This is a genomic window from Nannocystis sp. RBIL2 (assembly GCF_026626745.1).
Taxonomy (GTDB): Bacteria; Myxococcota_A; Polyangia; order Nannocystales; family Nannocystaceae; genus Nannocystis.
On the sequence record NZ_JAPNJW010000001.1, the window covers coordinates 956,824 to 976,319 of the forward strand.

The window sequence follows — 19,496 nt, forward strand, 5'->3', positions numbered from 1 at the left end:
CGCCGACACCCCCCGATTGCCAGCCCGCGCCGCGCCGTGATGCTCACGCGCCTCCGCCCCACGACCGCCAGCCCTCACCGCGCCACGACGCCGCGCCGCGCCACGACCCGCAGTCCCTCGCCGCGCGGAGATGCCACGCCGAAAGGACGCGAGAAAGCGTCTGTTCGGCGGCCAGCCCTGGCCGCCGAACAGGCGCCCCAGCTCTGCTCCCGACGACTGCCGCCAGCGAAGCCGAGGCGGCGTGGCGGCTTCTCACGGCTGCAGCCGTGCCAGGGGTCCGGGGAAGGGGCGGCCGCGAATTAGAGGCGAGATGGGCGCGAGGCACGAGCGTCCATCCCGCCGGTTAACTCGCGGCCGCTCCTTCCCCGGACCCCCCGCGAGGCGCAGTCGGCAATACGCGAACCAGAGCACCTACCCCGGATCGCAAACCCCCTCGCAAGAGTTCGAGACCACCCCCTCGAGCAAGAACGCCCCGAGGATCCCCTGCACCGCCGGCTCGTCGACCGCCGCCCCGTGCGCCCCATTGTCCCCGGCCGCAGGCAGGTTCTCGACCGGAGGCAGCGGCCCCTTCTTCGTATCGACCTGCAGCAGCGCCGACCCCGTGAACCCCGGCGGAGCCTCCTCGATCCCCCACACCGGCCACACCGAAGGTCCTGCCATCCTCATCCCGTACGAGCGGGCCATCGCCTCCGACGCGATGTTTGCCACCTGTGCGTCGCCGATCGACTCGATGAGCAGCAGAGCATCGCCAGCCTCCTCGATCAGCGAGCGGTACGTCACCGGGTCTGCCACGTCGAACACTGCCTGGTACAGCGCGAACAGGAACTCGCGGTTCTGCGTGCTCGGCTGCGTCGCTGCCCACACCGAGTTCACCTGTTCGAACGCAGTCGAGCGCCACACCATCAGCGAGTAGTTCGACGCCCCGACCACCAGCACGCCGCGTCGCAGGTTCGGCGCCATCGCAGTCACCGTCGCCCCCATGATCCCGCCCTGCGACCCGCCGACGTAGTACACCGACGACGGGTCGATCAGCCCTTGCAGCGCCGGCTCCTGCGCCAGCTCGCCCTGGGCCAGATACGCCAGCGTCGTGAAGTTCACCGTCGACTGCACCAGTCGTTCGCCCAGCGTCCGGCCGCCGACGAAGTTGCCGCCGAGCATCCCGATCACCGCCGCGATGTCATCCTCCGACATCCCCCAGAAGTCGGTCCCTGCCATGATGAGCGACCCGTTCTTCTTCGCCACCGACTCCGCCTCCGAGCCCGAGCCGAGCAGCCCGTGCCCGTACACCGCCACCGGCGCCGGCGTCTTCGCCTCGTAGATCGCCTGCGGCACCGCGATCCAGAAGTTCGCGGTCGCGGTGTTCGAGCAGTCCGGCAGCCCCTCCGGATCGCGGGCGAACACAGTCCCGGGCCCGCTGTTGCCCTCGAGGCAGCTCGGCACCGTGAACGTCCCGCGCACCACCAGCGGCACCTGCGTGCCCGGGAACTCGCTCACCTCCGCGATCGTGTAGCCGAGGTCCCCGGCCTCCGCGCTCGCCACGACCTGCGGCATGATCGCAGTGAAGTCGCGCTGCAGGTCCGCCTGCGTGTTCGTCGTGAAGTCCCACGCCAGCTGCAGCGACCCGCGATCGATCCCCGCGGCGGCCAGCGTCGCGAAGATCTCGTCGTAGCGTTCGCGCTCGGCCTCGAGCTGCGGCACGTCGGTCGTCAGCGCATCGCGCAGCGCGCGGAACAGCGGCGAGGTCGGGATCTCCTCGCCGTTTTTATCGCGCAGCCCGCGAACGGCGACCACGTAGCGCTCGCCCGCACGCGGCTGTCGCATCGGCCGCACGAAGATCGTCTGTGGTTCGCCTGCCACGGCCGTCGCATCGACCTCCGCGAAGTATGGCCAGCGTTCCCCCGAGCTGACCTCGAGCAGCACGATCGGCGCCTCGTCGGCCAGCGAACTTCCGATGTCACCGAGCGGCGGCAGCGACGACCCGTCGATGGGCTGCGCCGACGCGAACCGGATCTGCGCGTTGGGAGTGAACCCCGGCTTCCCGTTGATGAACTCGTCTGCGGGGAACTCCGCCTGCTGCGTGTTCTTCGGCAGCAGCGCCGCCGGCAACGCCACTGCCAGGCCGGTCGGGCTGTCGCCTGACGACGTCGTGTAGAAGTTCGACGGCCACGGGTACACGCACTGGCCGCGGCCTGCGGGGTCGCCGAGCGGGTGGCAACCGGCCTCGATGTCCGCGCGACCGACGGCCTCGCAGCTCCCCCCGACGCACGCTTCGTCCGTCGCGCAGCCCTCGGGGCAACCGTCCTGCGCGCCAGTAGATCCGGAGCTGCCCGATGACGAGGTCGTTGGGACAGGTTCCGTCGGACCTGTCGTCTCGGACATCTCGGAGCTCGCCCCGGTGGTCGAGGCGCCGTCGGTCGCGCTGCTCACGGCCGGATCCTGGCAAGCGACGAGGCCGACGGTGACGAGGGATACGAGGCTCGATCTGCGCACGATCGACCGAGTACCCGAGCGCGGGCCCGACCGGCAACACCTTCTCGCCGGCCGACGGGCCTACGAGCCGGCGAGCGGCCGCGACCACACGCGGACGATCCGGTCGTCGGGCGTGCGCTGATACAGGACCAGCTCGGCGATCGTGAACTCGCCGGGGACGGTCAACGAGAACAGCGCGCTGATGTCCGCGTCGGTGAGCGGCCCCGCCATGCGGATCGTGCAGTGGGGAAAGAACGGGAACTGGCTCTCCTCGAACGCGATACCCGAGTGTTTGAGCGCCTCGTGGAGGGCCATGAACGGCATCGGGTCCGACATGCTGAGGCAGAAGATGTCGGTGTCCGGGAAGCGGACCATCCCGCCGAGGCTCGCGCGGATCGGCGCCCACTCCTGCGCGAAGGCCTCGAGCTTGGGTTCGACGCGGTCCCAGTGGAGCTGCGGCAGCATCGCCCCCACGCCGCTCGAGCCCGTGATCGTGATCTCGGGCGGGAAGTCTTTGAGGCGCTGACAGTAGCGGCGCCGCAGCGCCATCACTTCCGACGCCTGCGGCTCCGGCAGGTCGAGGCAGATGTACGTCGGCGGGACGAGGTTCATCGCTCCAAGATCGGTAATACAACGCTTTCGCGGGCGCGTCACGGCCCGACCTCGGCGCGTGGGGTCTTCTGCGGACAGGGAACCTCAGTAGACAGCCCCCCTCACGGTGCGCGCCGTGGACGCAATTCTTGACCTTCCTTATGGTGGATCCCCCAGCAAGGAGCCGCCCATGCCCAGGCAGCCTCGTTTCGCCCGCGCACCATCCAGGCCACAAGGTCCGGGTGAACTCGCGGTCCTTCTCACTCTCACGGCGAGCCTCGCCAGCGGTTGCTATCACGGCGCCGGCCAGGAACAGAGCGCCAGCAACCCCACCCTGACCGGCGGCGAGGATCCCACCGAGACCGGCGGGCCGAACTCCGCCGGTACCGACGGCGATCCGACCGAAGGTACCGACCCGACTGACGGCGGTGGGGAAGAGTTCGCCCCGGCCCCCGCGCGCCTGCGCCTGCTGCTCGCGCGCCAGTACCGGAGCTCCGTCGCCTACCTGCTCGGCGACGCCGCGGCCGCCGTGGTCGAGACCCCGCCGGACAGCGCGCTCAACGGCTTCGAGTCGATCGGCGCCGCCCAGCTCGCGCTCAACGACCAGGCCGTCGACACCTACGAGAAGTCGGCGCGCAAGGTCGCGTCCGCCGCCGACGACGCCATCCTCGCCAGCTACCACACCTGTGTGCCGACCGGCGCCGACGACGAGGCCTGTCACAAGGAGTTCGTCGCCAACTTCGGCCGCGTCGCCTGGCGCCGCAGCCTCACGCAGGCCGAGATCGATCGCTACGGCGCGGTCGGCCGCGACGCCGCGCTGGCGTTCGGCAACTGGGAGTCGGGCCGCGAGTACGCCGTCGCCGGCCTGCTGCAGTCGCCCTACTTCCTCTACCAGGTCGAGGTCGGCGAGCCCGATCCCGACGATCCGGCGCAGCGGGTGCTGACCGGCGTCGAGCTCGCCACGCGCCTCAGCTTCTTCTTGCTCGACACCACCCCGACGCGCGAGCTCATCGACCTCGGCGAGGGCGACGGCCTCGCCACCGCCGACTCGGTGCGGGCTGTCGCTTGGACCATGCTCGAAACGCCAGCCGCGCGCGGCGCCCTCGGCGGCTTCTTCGCCGAGGTCCTGCGCCTGCGCACCCTCGAGGCCCTGCCGAAGGATCCCGCCACCTTCCCCGCCTGGTCGCCCGCGCTCGGGACCGCCATGCGCGAAGAGGCGTTGAAGCTCATCGACGACATCGCCTTCACGCGCGAGGCCGACTTCCGCGACTTCCTCGACGCCCCCTACACCTTCGCCAACGGCCCGCTCGCCGCGCTCTACGGCCTCATCCCCGACCCTGCGGTGCTCGGCGACACCTGGCAGCAGTTCGACCTCCCGGTCGACAGCAAGCGCGGGGGCCTGCTCGGTCAGGGCGGCTTCCTCGCCGCCTACGCGCACATCAGCAGCACCTCGCCGACCCTGCGCGGCAAGTTCGTGCGCGAGGTCTTGATGTGTCAGGGCATCCCGGCGCCGCCGCCCGACGTCGTCACCGAGCTGCCGGTCGGCGAGGACTACCCGACCATGCGCGACCGCCTGGCCGAGCACCAGACCAACCCCTCGTGCTCGGGCTGCCACAAGCTCATGGACGACATCGGCTTCGGCCTCGAGAACTTCGACGGCATCGGCGTGTTCCGCCTCGTCGAGAACGGCGTCACCCTCGACACCGTCAGCAACCTCGACGGCCTCGGCGAGTTCGACGGCGCCCGCGAGCTCGGCGGCCTCCTGCGCGAGAGCCCGGCCGTCACGCGTTGCCTCGTGCGCAACCTGTTCCGCCACGCCACCGGCCACCTCGAGGTGCCCGGCGAGGCCGAGGCGTTGAAGGACCTCGACCAGGCGTTCGAGGACAACGAGTACCGCATGAAGGAGCTCCTCGCCGAGCTCGTCGCCAGCCCCGCCTTCCTGCGCGTGGGCACCCCGGAGTGAAAGGAGCACGAGTCATGAAGCGCCATCAACTCAGCCGTCGCACCCTGCTCCGCGGCGTCGCCGGGGGCACCTCCGTCGCGCTCGCGCTCCCGCTGCTCGAGGCCATGCTCAACTCGAACGGCACCGCCCACGCCGATGGCACCGCCCTGCCGCGGCGCATGATCACCTGGCACTTCGGCAACGGCGTCGCCCTCGTCGACCCCGCCGACGTCGGCAAGGGCAACCGCTGGGCCCCCGCCGAGACCGGCCCGGGCTACCCGCTGACCCCGCAGCTGGCCGCGCTCGAGGGCGTGCGCGACTACTGCAACCTGCTCACCGGCTTCGACATCAAGGCCTCCTCGAAGCACCGCCGCGGCCACCACGACGGCTGCGCCGGCTTCTTCTCCGGCTTCCCGTTCATCGAGCTGCCGCACGCCGAGAACAGCTACTCGTCGAAGTTCGGCGGCCCCTCGATCGACCAGGTCGCCGCCGCCGCCGTCGGCGGTCAGACCTTCCTGCCGTCGCTGCAGCTCGCGGTGTCGAAGCGGGTCATCACCGGCGAGGGCCCGACCCTGCAGTACCTCTCGCACAAGGGCCCGGACCAGCCGCTGCCGCCGTTCTTCAACCCGCAGGAGGCGTTCGCCGCCCTGTTCGAGAGCTTCGTCCCGCCCGACGACCCGACCAAGGGCCCGCGCGTCGACATCCTCGACGCAGTGCGCGAGGACGTGAAGGCGCTCAAGCTGCGGGTCGGCAGCGCCGACAAGCTCCGCCTCGACGCCCACCTCGCCAGCGTCGAGCAGATCAAGAAGCAGATCGAGACCCTGCCGCCGGCCTGCACCCTGCCGGGCATGCCGATCGAGACCAACATGGACATCGACGGCGCCGAGCCGATCGAGCTCGTCAACGCGGCCATGGTCGAGATCATCATCGAGGCGTTCCGCTGCGACCTGACACGGATCGTCAGCATCCAGTTCTCGGGCTCGGTCGGCTACCACGTCTTCAAGAGCCTCGGCCACGCCAAGGGTCACCACGACATGACCCACGACACCGCCGACAACGAGGCGGTCGACCAGTCCACGATCAAGACCGTCGAGTGCTTCGCGGTCCTTCTCAACCGCCTCAAGGAGTCGGTCGAGGGCGACGGCAACCTGCTCGACAACTCGTGCGTGATCCTCGGCAGCGACGCCGCCTCGGGCTACACCCACAGCGTGTTCGACCAGCCGTGCATCGTCGCCGGCCGCGGCGGCGGCACCCTGCGCTACCCCGCCGAGCACTACCACTCGCAGTCGAGCGAGAACACCTCCGACATCCTGCTCGCCTGCCTGCAGTCGGTCGTGCCGGAGGCCACCGAGGTCGGCGCCACCAACGCCGACGGCGACGGCTACTCCAACACCCCGTGCGCCGCCCTCCTGGCCTGAGAGACATCTAAAACTGTCCGCAAGGACAGCCCGCGCGGCGAGGTCGGCTCACCCGGCCTCGCCGCAGTCGCGACGTCCGGTCCACTCTCGAGACCGCCGCCGCCGCGCATCACCTGTCCCGCAGGACAGCCTTCGATCGACCGGCGCGCGGCGGCGAGCGCTCCTGACCTGCCCTCAAGGACAGCCGCCGACCCTCCCTTGCGAGCGCGCCACCCCCCTCCGCACCACCTGACGTGCAGGACATCTGACCGCCCGACCCGCGAGGACCGGGGCGGGGGTGATCTACGGCCGCCGGCCCCCCAGGCCCCCGGATGCCCCCAGACCAAGGGGGATTTCTCGCCGTCCGGCGCCATTCGCGCAACCCCGCGCGACGCCAAACCGCCGCGGAGGTGGCCCTGCGGCCGCTTTCGCGGAACGCGTGTAACCCGCGACGCACACGTGCCCGTGGAACGGCAGGACCGCTTTCTCGCCGACTCCCCACCGATCGGACCCCGGCTCCATGTAGTGTGGTCTTGCTCGCTGATCGCGGCCCCGAGAGGCACACCGAGATGAACCTGAAAGACGTGAATTCGACCCTCACCGAGATCGAAGACGGCCTGATGGGCGGCCTCGCCACCATCGACGTCTTCAGCAAGACGTCCGGTATGTCGGTCGCCGGCATCCGCAGCTCGCCCAAGGCGTGCGCCCTCTTCAACATCCTCTGTGAACGAATCACGGAGGCGCTCAAGAAGTCCCAGCTGCCGGTGCCCGACTTCGTCTATCAGACGCTCCTACGCCTCGGCGAGGAGGGCAACGTCATGATCATCGTCGTCGACCTGACCGACAAGTACCGCATGGGCATGGCCGTCGACTGCATCAAGGCGCCGCTCGGCATCCTCGTCAGCGTCGTCCTCCCGGACACCATCCCGCGGCTCCGCAACTCGCTGCGCTGAACCGCGCCCGAGCCCCGTCCGCCCGGCGTCCTGCGACTCCGGGCGGCTTCGTCGCGACCGCGCCCCGACGTCGCATCTCGGGTAGCGCCGGCTCGCCTGTCTGAAGAGACAGCCCGCCATGAAGCGCGGAGCGCCTGTCCGAAGCGACAGCCAAGCGCGGACCACCTGTCCGAAGAGACAGCCCATCACAGCCGCGAGCACCTGTCCGAAACGACAGCCCCTTCACGACCGAAGAGCGCCTGTCCGAAGCGACAGCCGCTACCCTCGGCTCACCGCGCCCCGCTCACTCCACGCCCGCCGCCTCGCGCCGCGCCGACCAGCGCAGCAGCGAATCGAGGGTCGGGCACAGCGACTGGCCCCAATCGGTCAGGCGATATTCGACGCGCGGAGGCACCTCGCCGAACACCTCGCGCTGCACCAATCCGTCGCTCTCGAGCCGGCGCAGCTGCTGCGCCAGCATCTTCTGTGACACCTCCGGAATGGCGCGTTCGAGCTCCGAGTAGCGCAGCACCTTGCCGCCGAACAGGTTGAACAAGATCCGCAGCTTCCAGCGCCCCTCGAGCAGCGCCAGCGCCTCGCTCACCGCCTCGGCCGCCGTCTCCGGCGTCAGCGGCTCGGACTTACCTGCGGGTGAGTGGCTGACTTTTTCGTGCGTACTTGTCACTCCCGCAGACTAGTCCCATCTTCGCGGTCCGAGCAATCGGCGGCGGCGAACGACGCGCCGCGCGTACGCTCGTCCGGAGACTGACCCATGAGCCAGGCAACGCCTCTCTTCTATGACCCCCGCGAATTCACCGGCAAGCGCGTCCTCGTCACCGGCGGCACGCAGGGTATGGGTGCCGCGGTGGTGCGCCGACTCGCCGCTGGCGGCGCCTCGGTCGCCACCACCGCGCGCTCCGCCTTGCCCGAAGGACAGGAGCCGGCCCTGTTCGTGCAGGCCGACATCTCCACCCGCGAGGGCGCCGAGCGGGTCGTCCGCGCCGTGACCGACGCCTTCGGCGGCCTCGACATCCTCGTCAACAACGCCGGTGGTTCGACCGCTCCCGGCGGCGGCGCCCTCGCCCTCGACGACGAGCAGTGGCGCCACGACCTCGACCTCAACCTGCTCGCCGCCGTCCGCTTCGACCGCGCCTTCCTGCCCGGCATGGTCGCCCAGCGCTACGGCGTCATCCTCCACGTCTCGTCGATCCAGCGGCGCATGCCGCTCTACGAGTCCACCCTCGCCTACGCCGCAGCCAAGGCCGCCCTCAGCACTTACAGCAAGGGCCTGGCCAAGGAGTTCGGCCCCCAGGGCGTGCGCGTCAACAGCATCGCCCCCGGCTACGTCGAGACCGCCGCCGCCCACGCCCTCGTCGTCCGCCTGGCCGCCGAGGCCGGCACCGACGAGGCCACCGCGCGCAACGGCCTCATGACCTCGCTCGGCGGCATCCCGATCGGCCGCCCCGGCCGGCCGGAGGAGGTCGCCGAGCTCGTCGCCTTCCTCGTCTCCGACCGCGCCGCCTCGATCCACGGCAGCGAGACCACCATCGACGGCGGCACCGTCCCGGTCGTGTGAGCCCGCCCGGGCGGCGATGACAGGTCCGTTCGAGCATGTCCTCTGCGACATGCTCGAACGGACATCCCGCCGGTCACCGCACCACGAGCATCCGGATCTCCGACATGTCCTCGATGGCGAAGCGCAGCCCCTCGCGGCCGAGGCCGGACTCCTTGACCCCGCCGTAGGGCATCGGGTCGGCGCGGAACGACGGCACGTCGTTGATGATCACCCCGCCGACCTCGAGCGAGTCCCAGGCCTGGTGCATGCGGTCGATGTCGCGGGTGAACACGCCCGCCTGCAGGCCGAACTTGCTGTCGTTGACCTGCCACAGCGCCTCGTCGAAGCTGGCGAACTCCTGCAGCAGCGCCACCGGCCCGAACGCCTCCTCGGCGGCGATCGGCTGGTCGCGCGGCACGTTCTCGAGCAGCGTCGGCGCCACCATCACCCCGTCGCGCTGGCCGCCGCACAGGAGCCGCGCGCCGGCCTTGACCGCGGCGTCGATCCACCCGGCGATCCGGCCCGCCTCCTTCTCGGAGATGATCGGCCCGATGAAGGTGTCCTCGTCGCGCGGGTCGCCGACGCGCAGCTTGTTGGTGGCCGCGACCAGGCGCTCGCGCAGCTCGGCGTAGATCGACGAGTGCGCGATGATCCGCTGCACGCTGATGCAGCTCTGGCCCGACTGGTAGAACGCTCCGGTGATGAGCCGCGGCACCACCTTCTCGAGGTCGGCGGTCTCGTCGACCACGCAGGCCGCGTTGCCGCCGAGCTCGAGCACCACCTTCTTCTTGCCGGCGCGGGCCTTCATCGCCCAGCCGACCGCCGGCGAGCCGGTGAAGCTGAGCAGCTTGAGGCGGTCGTCGCTGGCCAGCGCGTCGGCGCCGGCGCGCGGGCACGGCACGATCGACCATGACCCTTCGGGCAGGTCCGTCTCGGCCAGCACCTCGCCGATCAGCAGCGCCGAGATCGGGGTCGCGCTGGCCGGCTTGAGCACGAACGGGCAGCCCGCGGCGATCGCCGGCGCGATCTTGTGGGCCGCCAGGTTGAGCGGGAAGTTGAACGGCGCGATCAGCGAACACGCGCCGATCGGCACCCGCTTCCACTGGCCACGGTAGCCTTGCAGGCGCGGGCTGCTCGCCATCGCCAGCACCTCGCCGGCCGGGCGCGTCACCTCGGCCGCTGCGGCCTTGAACGTCTCGATCAGGCGGCCCACCTCGCCGCGGGCGTCGCGGATCGGCTTGCCCGCCTCGATGCACAGCACCCGCGCCAGTTCGGCCGCGCGCTCCTCGAACCGGCGCGCGCAGTGCTCGAGCGCGGCCTGGCGGGCATAGGGCGGCAGCGCGGCCATCGCCCGCGTCGTCCCGGCGGCGGCGGCGATCGCCGCGTCGAGCGTGCCGGGGTCGGCCTGGGCCACGCGGGCCGCCTCTTCGCCGGAGAACTTGTCCAGCACGGGCAGGTCGAAGTTGGCCTGCACCGCGCGGCCGCCGAGGAACAGGGGATATGTCTCGCGGAGCATGCCTCGGTTTACACCACCTCGGGACCGGCAGCGACCGCGCCCCGCAGCAGCGCCCCGCGGACGAACACCGCGCGGGCGGGCGCCGCGTCGCGCCGGAACGCCAGGGCGTCGAACAGCCCGTCGGCGGCCGCGATCTCGGGCGCGTCGATCACCGCCAGATCGGCCGAGTAACCGGGCTGCAGACAACCGAGCTCGGCCGCCATCCCCAGCGCGCAAGCTCCGCCCCGCGTCGCCAGCCACAACAGCTCCTCGGCCGTCGCGGGCGCCCCGGCGATGAGGCTCGCGTCATAGGCGCTCGCGACCACCTGGCGCAGCGAGAAGCTACGGCCGGCGCCGACGTCGGTGCCGAGCCCGACGCGGATGTCCCGCCCGGTGGCCGCCCGCAGGCGCATGCAACCGCTGCCGAGGAAGAAGTTGCTGTCGGGGCAATGTGCCACCGCCCCGCCGGCCGCCGCCAGTCGATCCCACTCGCCGTCCGACAAGTGCACGCAGTGCGCGAACAACGAGCGCGGCCCGCTGAGCCCGTGCGACTCGTACACCTCGAGGTAATCGCGGGCCGCCGGGAACGCCGCCGCGGTGTGCACCAGCTCATCAGTATTTTCGGACAGGTGCGTTTGGACATGTAACCCGTGCGCCTCGGCCAGCCGCCCGGCCGCGCGCAGCAGCTCCGGCGTGCAGCTGAGGGCGAACCGCGGCGTGACGCAGAACCCGAGTCGGCCGTCGTGGCCGTGCCAGCGGGCGATCAGCCTCTCGCAGCCCGCGATCGCCTCGTCGGCCCCGACGAGCAGCCCCGGCGGCGCCCCGCGATCCATCAGAGTCATGCCGACCAGCGCCCGCAGCCCGCAGCGGCTCAGCTCCTGGAACAGCACGTCGGTGGCGGCCTCGTGGCTCGAGGCGTAGATCGCCGCGCATGTGGTGCCCTGACGGATCATCGCCTCGCAGAACTCCCACGCCACCGCCGCCGCGTAGCGCACGCTGTGGAACCGCTGCTCCTCGGGGAACACGGTCCGCTCGAGCCAGAGGAGCAGCGGCCCGCTGGCGCTGCCGATCACGCGGGTCTGCGGGAAGTGGACGTGGGTGTCGACGAAGCCCGGCAAGATCACCGCCCCCGGGTACGACTGCGGCAGCGGGCAATCCTCCGGCGCCGGCGCGATCGAGGCGATCCGTCCGTCCTCGCCGATCGTCAGCAGGCCGTCGGCGATGCGCTCGATCCTCGCCTGCCGCGGATCGGGGCACAAAATGCGCCCCCGCAGCACGCGGGCGCGGGACGGGGTCTTCGCGGGGCCGTCGGTGATCGTCGACATCCGGCCGAAGGTGCCCGTTGCCGCCGCCGCGCGCAATCCGGTCGCGCGCCAAAGTGCTCGCGAGTCCTGCGTCGGCCCGCGAGCGCGACCCCGTGTTCGCGCCCTCGCCTGCACGCCTCTGCGATCTCGACCCCGTGTTCGCCCCGCCCGCGAGCCTCCGCGAACGCGATGTCGTGTTCGCGCCGCCCGCGAGTCCTGCGTGCCTCCGCGAGCGCGATCACGAGGCCGCCCGTTCCAGCAAACTCGCATCGTCGAGCACCGCTCGCAACGCCACGAGCCACCCGCACTCGCCCTCCATCGACCTCGCCGCCCTCGCCGCCCTCGACCCGCGAGCCGCCGGCGACACGCCCGGACCTCGCCGGCGCCGACCGCGAATCCCTCACCGCTCCCGCCGGCGCGCCGCAATCCTGCGCAACCTGTGCAACGAGTCTCACCGCCGTCCTCACCGCCGCCTGGCCCATCATCAACCTGTCCATAAAGACATATCATCCATCGCCGCCGACGTCCCCGCGCCGACGTCGACAATCGCGCGAGACTTGAGCCCCGCCCGCCGCTCGCTCGCCGCCACCGTGACGCCGACCACGCCGGCGCCCTCGCGCCCCGCCTTCACGCGTTCGCAGTCGTGGAGCCCTCGAACCAGCGCGGCGGCTCCAGCGTCGCGGTCCGCTCTATCGCCACGCAGGCCGCACGCGCCGGCGGCGAGCTCGACCGTTCCATAACCCCTCATTCGTGGCGCATTGCACAAGTGCCATTCGCGGTCGCGCGACGTCCGTGATCCGCTTCCGTCTCGCTTACGAGCCACAATCGCTTCCATGCCCGGCGCACCCGCAAATACCCGGTCTTTCGTCGCCACGATCGCCGCTCGATCCTTGATCCGTCGCACAATCGCGGGCTCTCGACCGATCCGCAAGAACGGCGGTCTGACCGCCTTGCGCGCGCTTCTGCCGGCGTTTCGTCGCCCACATCAATTTAGAACTTTGGGACAGGCGATGTTTAGCGCCCGCTGCGCGTCGCGGTCGGGCGGACACGCGCCACGGGCCGGCGGCGCCGCTTGAACGCGCCGCATCGGCCTCGCGACGCCGCGGTTGGGGCGTGTGTGCGGGTCGGTGCAAGACTGGTCGAGTCCCATGAGCGTCATCATTCCCGATACGGACGCGTCGGGGATCTCGGTGGACATCACGCAGTCGCTGCCTGGTGTCGCGATCTCGGTCCCTGCGACCCTGCCTCCGCGGCTCGGTCGGTTCACCATCCTCGAGCGCCTCGGCGGCGGCACGGCGGTCGTCTACGCCGCTTACGACGAGCTCCTCGACCGCAAGGTCGCGATCAAGGTCCTGCCCGACACCGGGTCGAAGGGCCAGATCCGGCTGCTGCGCGAGGCTCAGGCGATGGCCGGCGTCAGCCACCCCAATGTCATCACCGTGCTCGAGGCCGGGGTCATCAAGGGCCAGGTCTACGTCGCCATGGAGCTGATCCGCGGCGCCGCGCTGCCGGCCTGGCTGGCCGCCGGGCCCCGGACCTGGCGCGAGATCCACGACGTATTCACTCAGGCCGCGAGAGGCCTCGCCGCCGCCCACGAGGTGGGCCTCCTGCACCGCGACTTCAAGCCCGGCAACGTCATGATCGACGCCACCGGCCGCGCCTGCGTCCTCGACTTCGGGCTCGTGCGCGCCACCCCCGATCGCCCGGGCCTGCTCGACCTGTCCTCGGGCGCCAGTCAGAGCATGCGGATCCGCGTCGGCGACGACGGCGAGGACATCCTCGGCACGCCCGCCTATCTCGCGCCCGAGCGCTGGCGCGGCGGCGCGGCCGAGCCGGCCTCCGACCAGTTCAGCTTCTGCGTCGCCCTCTACGAGGCTTTGTTCGGCCTGCCGCCGTTCGCCGGCAACGACATCCTCGCGCTCTCGCACGCGATCACCAACGGCCACCTGCGGCCTCCACCGCGCAACCACGGCGTGCCCGCGTGGCTGATCGCTGCCCTCATGCGCGGCCTCAAGACCGAGCCGCGCGACCGCTACCCGTCGATGGAGGCGCTGCTCGGCGCGCTCGTCCCGTCGCGCGGGCGGACCTGGCGGGTCGTCGGCGCCGCGCTGGCGCTCGCCCTCACCGCCGGCGCCGCCGGCCTCGCCTTCGTGCCCGAGGCCGCCGCCGAGTCCCCGTGTGCCGACGCCGACGCCGACATCGCCCGCGTGTGGGGCCCGGCCCAGCGCAACGCCGTCGCCACCGCCTTGCGCGACGCGGCGCCCAACTACGCCGCGGTGCTGTGGCCCAGGGTCGCCGACAAGCTCGATCGCTTCGCCGCCTCGTGGGCCGAGAACCACCGCGACACTTGCCTCGCCGAGCACCAGGGCCGCTACACCGAGGCCTTGCTCGATCGCCAGCGCCGCTGCCTCGATCGCCGGCGCGACGCCTTCGACGAGACCGTCAAGGCCCTCTCGATCGCCGACATGGACATGGCCCCGCGGGCGCTCGGCGCCGCCAGCGATCTCGTGCCGCCCTCCGCCTGTCACGAGCTCGCCTTTCTCAAGGCCGAGCCGCCCGCGCCCGACGACCCCGAGCTCGGCGAGCGGGTCGCCGACCTGCGCAATCACATGGCGCGGGCCGAGGCGCTGGCCAAGCTCGGGCGGATCCACGACGCGGTCGATCAGGCCGTCGACATCGAGGCCGCCGCCGAGCAGATCGGCTACGCCCCGCTGCGGGCCGAGGTCGCGCTGCTGCGCGGGCGGCTCTCGCTCAACACCTCCGAGGAGACCGGCCAGGAGCTCGAGTGGTTGACCCGGGCCATGCGCAGCGGCATCGAGTCGCGCGGCGACGCGATCGCGGCCGAGGCCGTGGCCTCGCGGATCGTCGCCGCCAGTCGCCGGCCCGAGATGGTCGCTCGCGCCCTCGCCGACGAGCCCCTCGCCCTCGCCCTCGCCTCTCGCGGCGCCGCCCCCGAGGCCCTGCGCGGCCTCGTCCTGCACAACCTCGGCGTCGCCAACCTCGCCCAGCGCAACTCGGCCGAGGCGCGGCGCTACTTCACCGAGGCCCTGAGCGTGCGCCAGGGCGCCCTGTCGGCCGGCCACCGCGACGTCGGCTACACCCTGCTCAACCTCGCCTCCGTCACCGAGCCGGGCGCCGCGCGCGACGACCTCCTCGCGCGCGCCCTCGAGATCTTCGACGCCGAGCTCGGCGTCGTCCACCCCGCCACGATCGAGGCGCGGATCACCGCCGCCCAGCTGGCCGAGCCGGGCGAGGCCTGGTCGATCCTCCAGACCGGCTGCGTCGCGCTCGAGCGATTCTTGCCCGACGACCTCGTGCGCCGCACGCGGTGCCTCTTCCACCTCGGCCGCGCCGCCACCGAGATCGGCTATGACGACGACGCCGCCTCGGTCTTCCGCGCCGCCGCCGAGCTGTCGGAGCTGTCCGGCACGCGCCTGTTCGGGCCCGAGGCGACCCTGCTCGCCGGCTACCGCGGCCTCGCCGGTCTGGTCGACGACAACACCGCCGTCGAGCACCTCCAGGCCACCCTCGCGCGCATGCCGGACGCCACCTGGTCGAGCGAGGAGATCGCCGAGCTGCGCCTGGTCCTCGGCCAGAACTTGCTCGTCCGCGGCCGACCGCTCGAGGCCCGCGTCCCGCTGGCCGCCGCGGTCGCCGAGCTCACCGTCCTCGCCGCCGACGACCCGCACTGGGCCCCGCGCCTCGCTCGCGCCCACCGCACCCTCGCCGAGGCCCTGCTGACCGCCACGCCTCCCGCCGTGGCCGCCGCTCGCCCGCACCTCGGGGCCGCGCTCGCCTTCTACCGCAGCGCCGGCGCCAGCTTCGCCCGCCCGCTGGCCGCCAGCGAGCGCCTGCTGACCCGCGCCGGCCCGCGGACGCACATGCCCTCGAGGCCATGACTCGAAGAACATGTCCATATGGGCATGCTCTTCGGAGCATGTCCTCGTCGACATGCTCCATGCGTCATGCCAGCGCGCTCATCATCCATCCCACTCGCGCTCTCGCCTGCTCATGCACCGACGCTCGCGGCCGGAAACAAAGGTGCATATATGTACCTTTGTCCGCCCAAACCAGCCCTTACGGCTCAAAAATTACCTCTTGTCTCGCGAGCTCTCACCCGCGCCGCCGAGCGCCGGCCCGTCGACAGCCCGCCTCAAGACGGATCGCAGCCGAACGGCGGCAGCGTCGCCGCCGGCGTCTCGGCCCCGCCCGTGACGCGCTCGGACGTCACGCGCGAGCCGCAGGCCCACGTCAGCGTCGGGCTGAAGCAGCGCACGCAGGACACGTCGCGGACCACAGCGTCGACGCCCATGGCGACGTTGATCGCCCCCTCGCCGCCGGCGTTGCGCAGCTGCACGTGCTCGAACAGGTTGCCGCGGGCCTTCTCGTACAGGCGGATCGCGTCCCACGTCCCGCGGCGATCGGTGGTCCCGAAGATCTGCACCGGGCGTTCGGCCGTGCCCTCGACGCGCAGCGAGCCGCCGCCGAACTCGCCGACCCCGAGCGAGAAGCCGTCGTGGACGCGCAGCTTGGCGCCGGCGCGGATCGTCAGCGTCGCCTGGTTGTCGACCGAGACCGGGCGCTTGACCTCGATCGGCACCCCGAAATCGTGCCACACCGCGTCCTTGCTGACCTCGCCGCCCTCGACCTGGACCGTCGTCGCCGCGTCGAGCTTGTTCTCGGCCGGGATCATCCCGAACAGCTGCGGACTCACGTCGAAGGCCGGGTGCGAGCGCTCGAACGTGTTGTCGCGGAACTCGCCGAGGCGGACGTTCGCGCCCTGGAGCGTCACCCCGCCGCCGTTGTCGCGGAACGTGCAGCCCTTCGCGCTGAGGCGCGCCTCGTTGTTGGCGTAGACCACCCCGCGGTCGGAACGCTGGCCGCCGTACTCGAACACCACGTTGCTGAAGCTCGCGGTGGCCGAGCGGTAGAGGTTGACCCCGCGCCACGCGTGCGACGTCTCGCGCGTCGCCGACGTCAGCACGATCGGCTCCTTGCCCGCCGCCTCGGCGATGAGCGCCGCCGGGTGGTCGTAGCCGACCGTGAAGTACGCGTCGTCGTCGAACTTCAGGACTGTCCCCGGGGCCAGCTCGAGCATCGCCTCGTGCTTGTCGTCGGGGCCCTCGATCTCGATCACCCCGCCGATCACGAACGGCACCTTCGGCACGTCCCAGCGGGCGCGTTCGCGGATCATCCCGCCGAGCACGTGGATCACCGAGTCGGGCGGGAACGTGTTGTCGGGCGTCACCGACCCGGCCGAGCGGGCCGGCAGCAGCAGCGCCGGCGAGCTCACGCGCTCGAGCCGGTTGCCCTTGAAGCTGCTGACGTGGCCCTTCGACGTGACGTGGACCGCCACGTTCTGGCTGTCGCGCACCGTCGAGCCGTCGATCTTCACGTCGGTCGCCTGCACGTAGATCGCCCCGCGCAGGTCCGTACCGGCGAACTCGAGCACGAGCCCGGCGATCTCCGAGCCGTCGGCGTGGTCGTACAGCGCGATCCCCTTCCACGCCCCCGGCTTGGCCTGATCGCCCGCGGCCGTGAAGCGGACCGGCGACTCGGGCGTGCCGCGCACGTGCAGCGTCGCCGGGCGCTCGAAGCCGACCGCCAGCTCGGCGTCGGGCATGAATTGCAGGGTCACCCCTGCCTCGATCGTCAGCGACCCGTTCTCGATCCGGTAGCCCGGGTGGACCGTCACCGACTTGCAGGCCGAGCCGATCACGCGGTCGACCTGCTCCGGCTCGCGGAGCGCCTCGGGGCAGTCGCTGACCTCCGGCCGGCGCGGCGCGGGCGCAGGCGCCTGCACCCGGTCGGGCATGTTCGGGTTCGCCTCGACCTTCTGCGACTTCTGCTCGTCCGGTCCGCAAGCGAGCGCGACGGCCACGCACCCGAGCCCGATCTGGCGCAGGCCCGCGCCGGGACGTCGGCCACGCCGGCGCGCGGGCTCGGCAGCGGACGCAGCGGCGCGGGGACGCATCGGCCGAGCATGCCACGCACGTGCGCAGACACGCAAGGCGGACGAGCGGCCCTTCGGCGGTGCTAGACTTCGGCCGTGGCCTCCCGCAAGCCCGCGCCCGCCGTCACGGAGCCGACCATCCGTGTCCGCCGGATCCACCGCCGCGACCTCAACAAGGTGTGGGAGTTCCTCAAGCGCGTGTTCCGCTCGGTCAACCGCGAGACCGTCGAGTACCAGCGCCCCCGCACCAAGACCCGCTTCCTCGAGATCTACGAGGAGGAGGGCATCGAGCAGCTGCTGTTCGAGATCCACGAGGGCGACGCCCCGGTGATCGTCGGCTACGCCGAGTGCGCCTACGAGGTCATCGGCTCCGACAATTGGATCAACGAGCGCTACTTCGAGAGCCGCGACATGCGCCCGCTGTTCGTCGAGGAGATCGCCATCCACCCCGACTTCCAGGGCCGCGGGATCGGCAGCTTCGTCATCGAGCAGCTCGAGCACCTCGCCCGCGTGCGCGGCTGCACGCACCTCGTCCTCGAGGTCGCCGCCAACAACAAGCGCGCGCTCCAGTTCTACCGCGCCCGCAGCTTCTCCCAGATCGACGCCGCCATCTTCCTGGCCAAGAAGGTCGTCAGCGAGCCCGAGCTGCTGCCGCCCCGCACCCTCCGCAACAGCGGCCTCGAGGCGGCCCCGTCCGACCCGCCCGAGGCCGGGCCCGAGCCCGAGGCCGAGGAGGGCTCCGAGGACATGTCCGAAACGACAGGTGCGGAAGCACCGGACCTCGAGGACATGCCCGAAGAGGCAGACGAGCCCGAGCCCGAGCCCCCAGCGCCCCCGGCCAAGCCCGCCCGCGCCCGCCGCTCGCGCCCCCGCAAGGCCTGACGCCGCCACCCGGACGCCGAGCGCCTCGCTCGTCCGTCGCGCCGTGTCGCCGATCGCCGTCACCACGAAGCCGTCCGGCTGCCTGTGCGTCGCGTCCGCTGCTGTGTTAGCGTCCGCCGCGTGACCGAGCCGGCCCCAGCCCCGCACATCGAGGCCCGCGGCCTCGGCGTGCAGTTCGCGGGCGGCGTGCAGGCCCTGAGCGGCCTCGACCTCGTCGTCCGCCGCGGCGAGCTGCTCGCCCTCATCGGCCCCTCGGGCTGCGGCAAGTCGACCTTCCTGCGCGTGGCAGCCGGCCTCGCGCCCGCCAGCGCGGGCACCATCACAGTCGCGGGCGAGGCCCCCGAGCGGGCCCGGGCGCGCCGCGCGGTCGCCTTCGTGTTTCAGGATCCGACCCTGCTCCCGTGGCGCAGCCTGCACGCCAACGTCCGCCTCCCGCTCGAGCTCGCGCGCGCCCCGAAAGCCGAGCAGACCACCGCCGCCGACGCCGCGCTCGCGCTCGTCGGCCTGTCGGAGTTCGCCGCCGCCCCGCCGACTGCGCTCTCGGGCGGCATGAAGATGCGGGCCTCCCTGGCCCGCGCCCTCGTCACCCGGCCCGAGCTGCTCCTGCTCGACGAGCCGTTCGGCGCCCTCGACGAGCTCACGCGCGAGCGGCTCAACGACGAGCTGCTGCGCCTGTGGGAGCGCGACCGCTTCACCGCCCTGGCCGTCACCCACAGCGTCGCCGAAGCGGTCCTGCTCGGCGACCGCGTCATCGTCCTCTCCGGCCGCCCCGGCCGCGTGGTCGCCGACATCCCGATCGCCCTGCCGCGCCCGCGCCGCGCCGCCCTGATCGGCAGCCCCGAGTTCGCGGCGATCGCCGCCGACGTCCGCGCCCACTTGCGCGCCGCCGCCCCGCCTGACCCTTCGGACCTGCCTGTTCGGACCTGACCTCTCCGCCTGTCCCTTCGCACCTGTCCCTCCACACAAGTCCCTCGGG

Annotated in this window: 13 protein-coding genes; 7 read left to right on the forward strand and 6 right to left on the reverse strand. The window is 71.8% G+C overall.

Annotation, left to right across the window (positions count from 1 at the left end; translation table 11 throughout):
• Positions 1-411: 411 nt before the first annotated feature.
• Positions 412-2,490: a hypothetical protein gene (locus tag OV090_RS03830; RefSeq protein ID WP_267702096.1), complete on the reverse strand. Its 2,079-nt coding sequence runs from the start codon at positions 2,488-2,490 to the stop codon at positions 412-414.
• A 60-nt stretch (positions 2,491-2,550) separates the two neighbouring features.
• Positions 2,551-3,081: a 2'-5' RNA ligase family protein gene (locus OV090_RS03835; RefSeq protein WP_267702097.1), complete on the reverse strand. Its 531-nt coding sequence runs from the start codon at positions 3,079-3,081 to the stop codon at positions 2,551-2,553.
• Positions 3,082-3,250: 169 nt separating this feature from the next.
• On the opposite strand from OV090_RS03835, the gene OV090_RS03840 reads away from it, so the two are divergent.
• From OV090_RS03840 to OV090_RS03850, 3 genes are all read left to right on the forward strand, one after another.
• A complete protein-coding gene (locus OV090_RS03840) occupies positions 3,251-5,023 on the forward strand; it encodes a DUF1592 domain-containing protein (RefSeq protein WP_267702098.1) in 1,773 nt (590 codons plus the stop codon).
• Positions 5,024-5,037: 14 nt separating this feature from the next.
• A complete protein-coding gene (locus OV090_RS03845; protein ID WP_267702099.1) occupies positions 5,038-6,420 on the forward strand; it encodes a DUF1552 domain-containing protein in 1,383 nt (460 codons plus the stop codon).
• A gap of 563 nt (positions 6,421-6,983) precedes the next feature.
• Positions 6,984-7,352: a hypothetical protein gene (locus OV090_RS03850; protein ID WP_267702100.1), complete on the forward strand. Its 369-nt coding sequence runs from the start codon at positions 6,984-6,986 to the stop codon at positions 7,350-7,352.
• A gap of 283 nt (positions 7,353-7,635) precedes the next feature.
• Here the strand turns inward: OV090_RS03850 and OV090_RS03855 are convergent, their stop codons facing one another.
• The gene (locus OV090_RS03855; protein WP_267702101.1) at positions 7,636-8,016 is read right to left on the reverse strand and encodes a helix-turn-helix domain-containing protein; all 381 of its coding nucleotides are present in this window, start codon (positions 8,014-8,016) and stop codon (positions 7,636-7,638) included.
• A gap of 87 nt (positions 8,017-8,103) precedes the next feature.
• Between OV090_RS03855 and OV090_RS03860 the strand changes: the two genes are divergently transcribed.
• Entirely contained in the window at positions 8,104-8,907 is an 804-nt protein-coding gene (locus OV090_RS03860) for an SDR family oxidoreductase (RefSeq protein WP_267702102.1), read from the forward strand.
• A 73-nt stretch (positions 8,908-8,980) separates the two neighbouring features.
• On the opposite strand, the gene OV090_RS03865 is transcribed toward OV090_RS03860, so the two are convergent.
• The gene (locus tag OV090_RS03865; RefSeq protein ID WP_267702103.1) at positions 8,981-10,402 is read right to left on the reverse strand and encodes an aldehyde dehydrogenase family protein; all 1,422 of its coding nucleotides are present in this window, start codon (positions 10,400-10,402) and stop codon (positions 8,981-8,983) included.
• Between the two features lie 8 nt (positions 10,403-10,410).
• Entirely contained in the window at positions 10,411-11,706 is a 1,296-nt protein-coding gene (gene guaD, locus OV090_RS03870; protein WP_267702104.1) for a guanine deaminase, read from the reverse strand.
• 1,127 nt (positions 11,707-12,833) lie between these two features.
• Between guaD and OV090_RS03875 the strand changes: the two genes are divergently transcribed.
• A complete protein-coding gene (locus OV090_RS03875; RefSeq protein ID WP_267702105.1) occupies positions 12,834-15,584 on the forward strand; it encodes a serine/threonine-protein kinase in 2,751 nt (916 codons plus the stop codon).
• Between the two features lie 254 nt (positions 15,585-15,838).
• Here the strand turns inward: OV090_RS03875 and OV090_RS03880 are convergent, their stop codons facing one another.
• Positions 15,839-17,566, reverse strand: coding sequence for a hypothetical protein (locus OV090_RS03880; protein WP_267702106.1), 1,728 nt, complete (start codon positions 17,564-17,566; stop codon positions 15,839-15,841).
• Positions 17,567-17,734: 168 nt separating this feature from the next.
• On the opposite strand from OV090_RS03880, the gene OV090_RS03885 reads away from it, so the two are divergent.
• Both OV090_RS03885 and OV090_RS03890 read left to right on the forward strand, forming a co-directional pair.
• Entirely contained in the window at positions 17,735-18,520 is a 786-nt protein-coding gene (locus OV090_RS03885; RefSeq protein ID WP_267702107.1) for a GNAT family N-acetyltransferase, read from the forward strand.
• 120 nt (positions 18,521-18,640) lie between these two features.
• A complete protein-coding gene (locus tag OV090_RS03890) occupies positions 18,641-19,447 on the forward strand; it encodes an ABC transporter ATP-binding protein (protein WP_267702108.1) in 807 nt (268 codons plus the stop codon).
• Positions 19,448-19,496 lie beyond the last annotated feature (49 nt).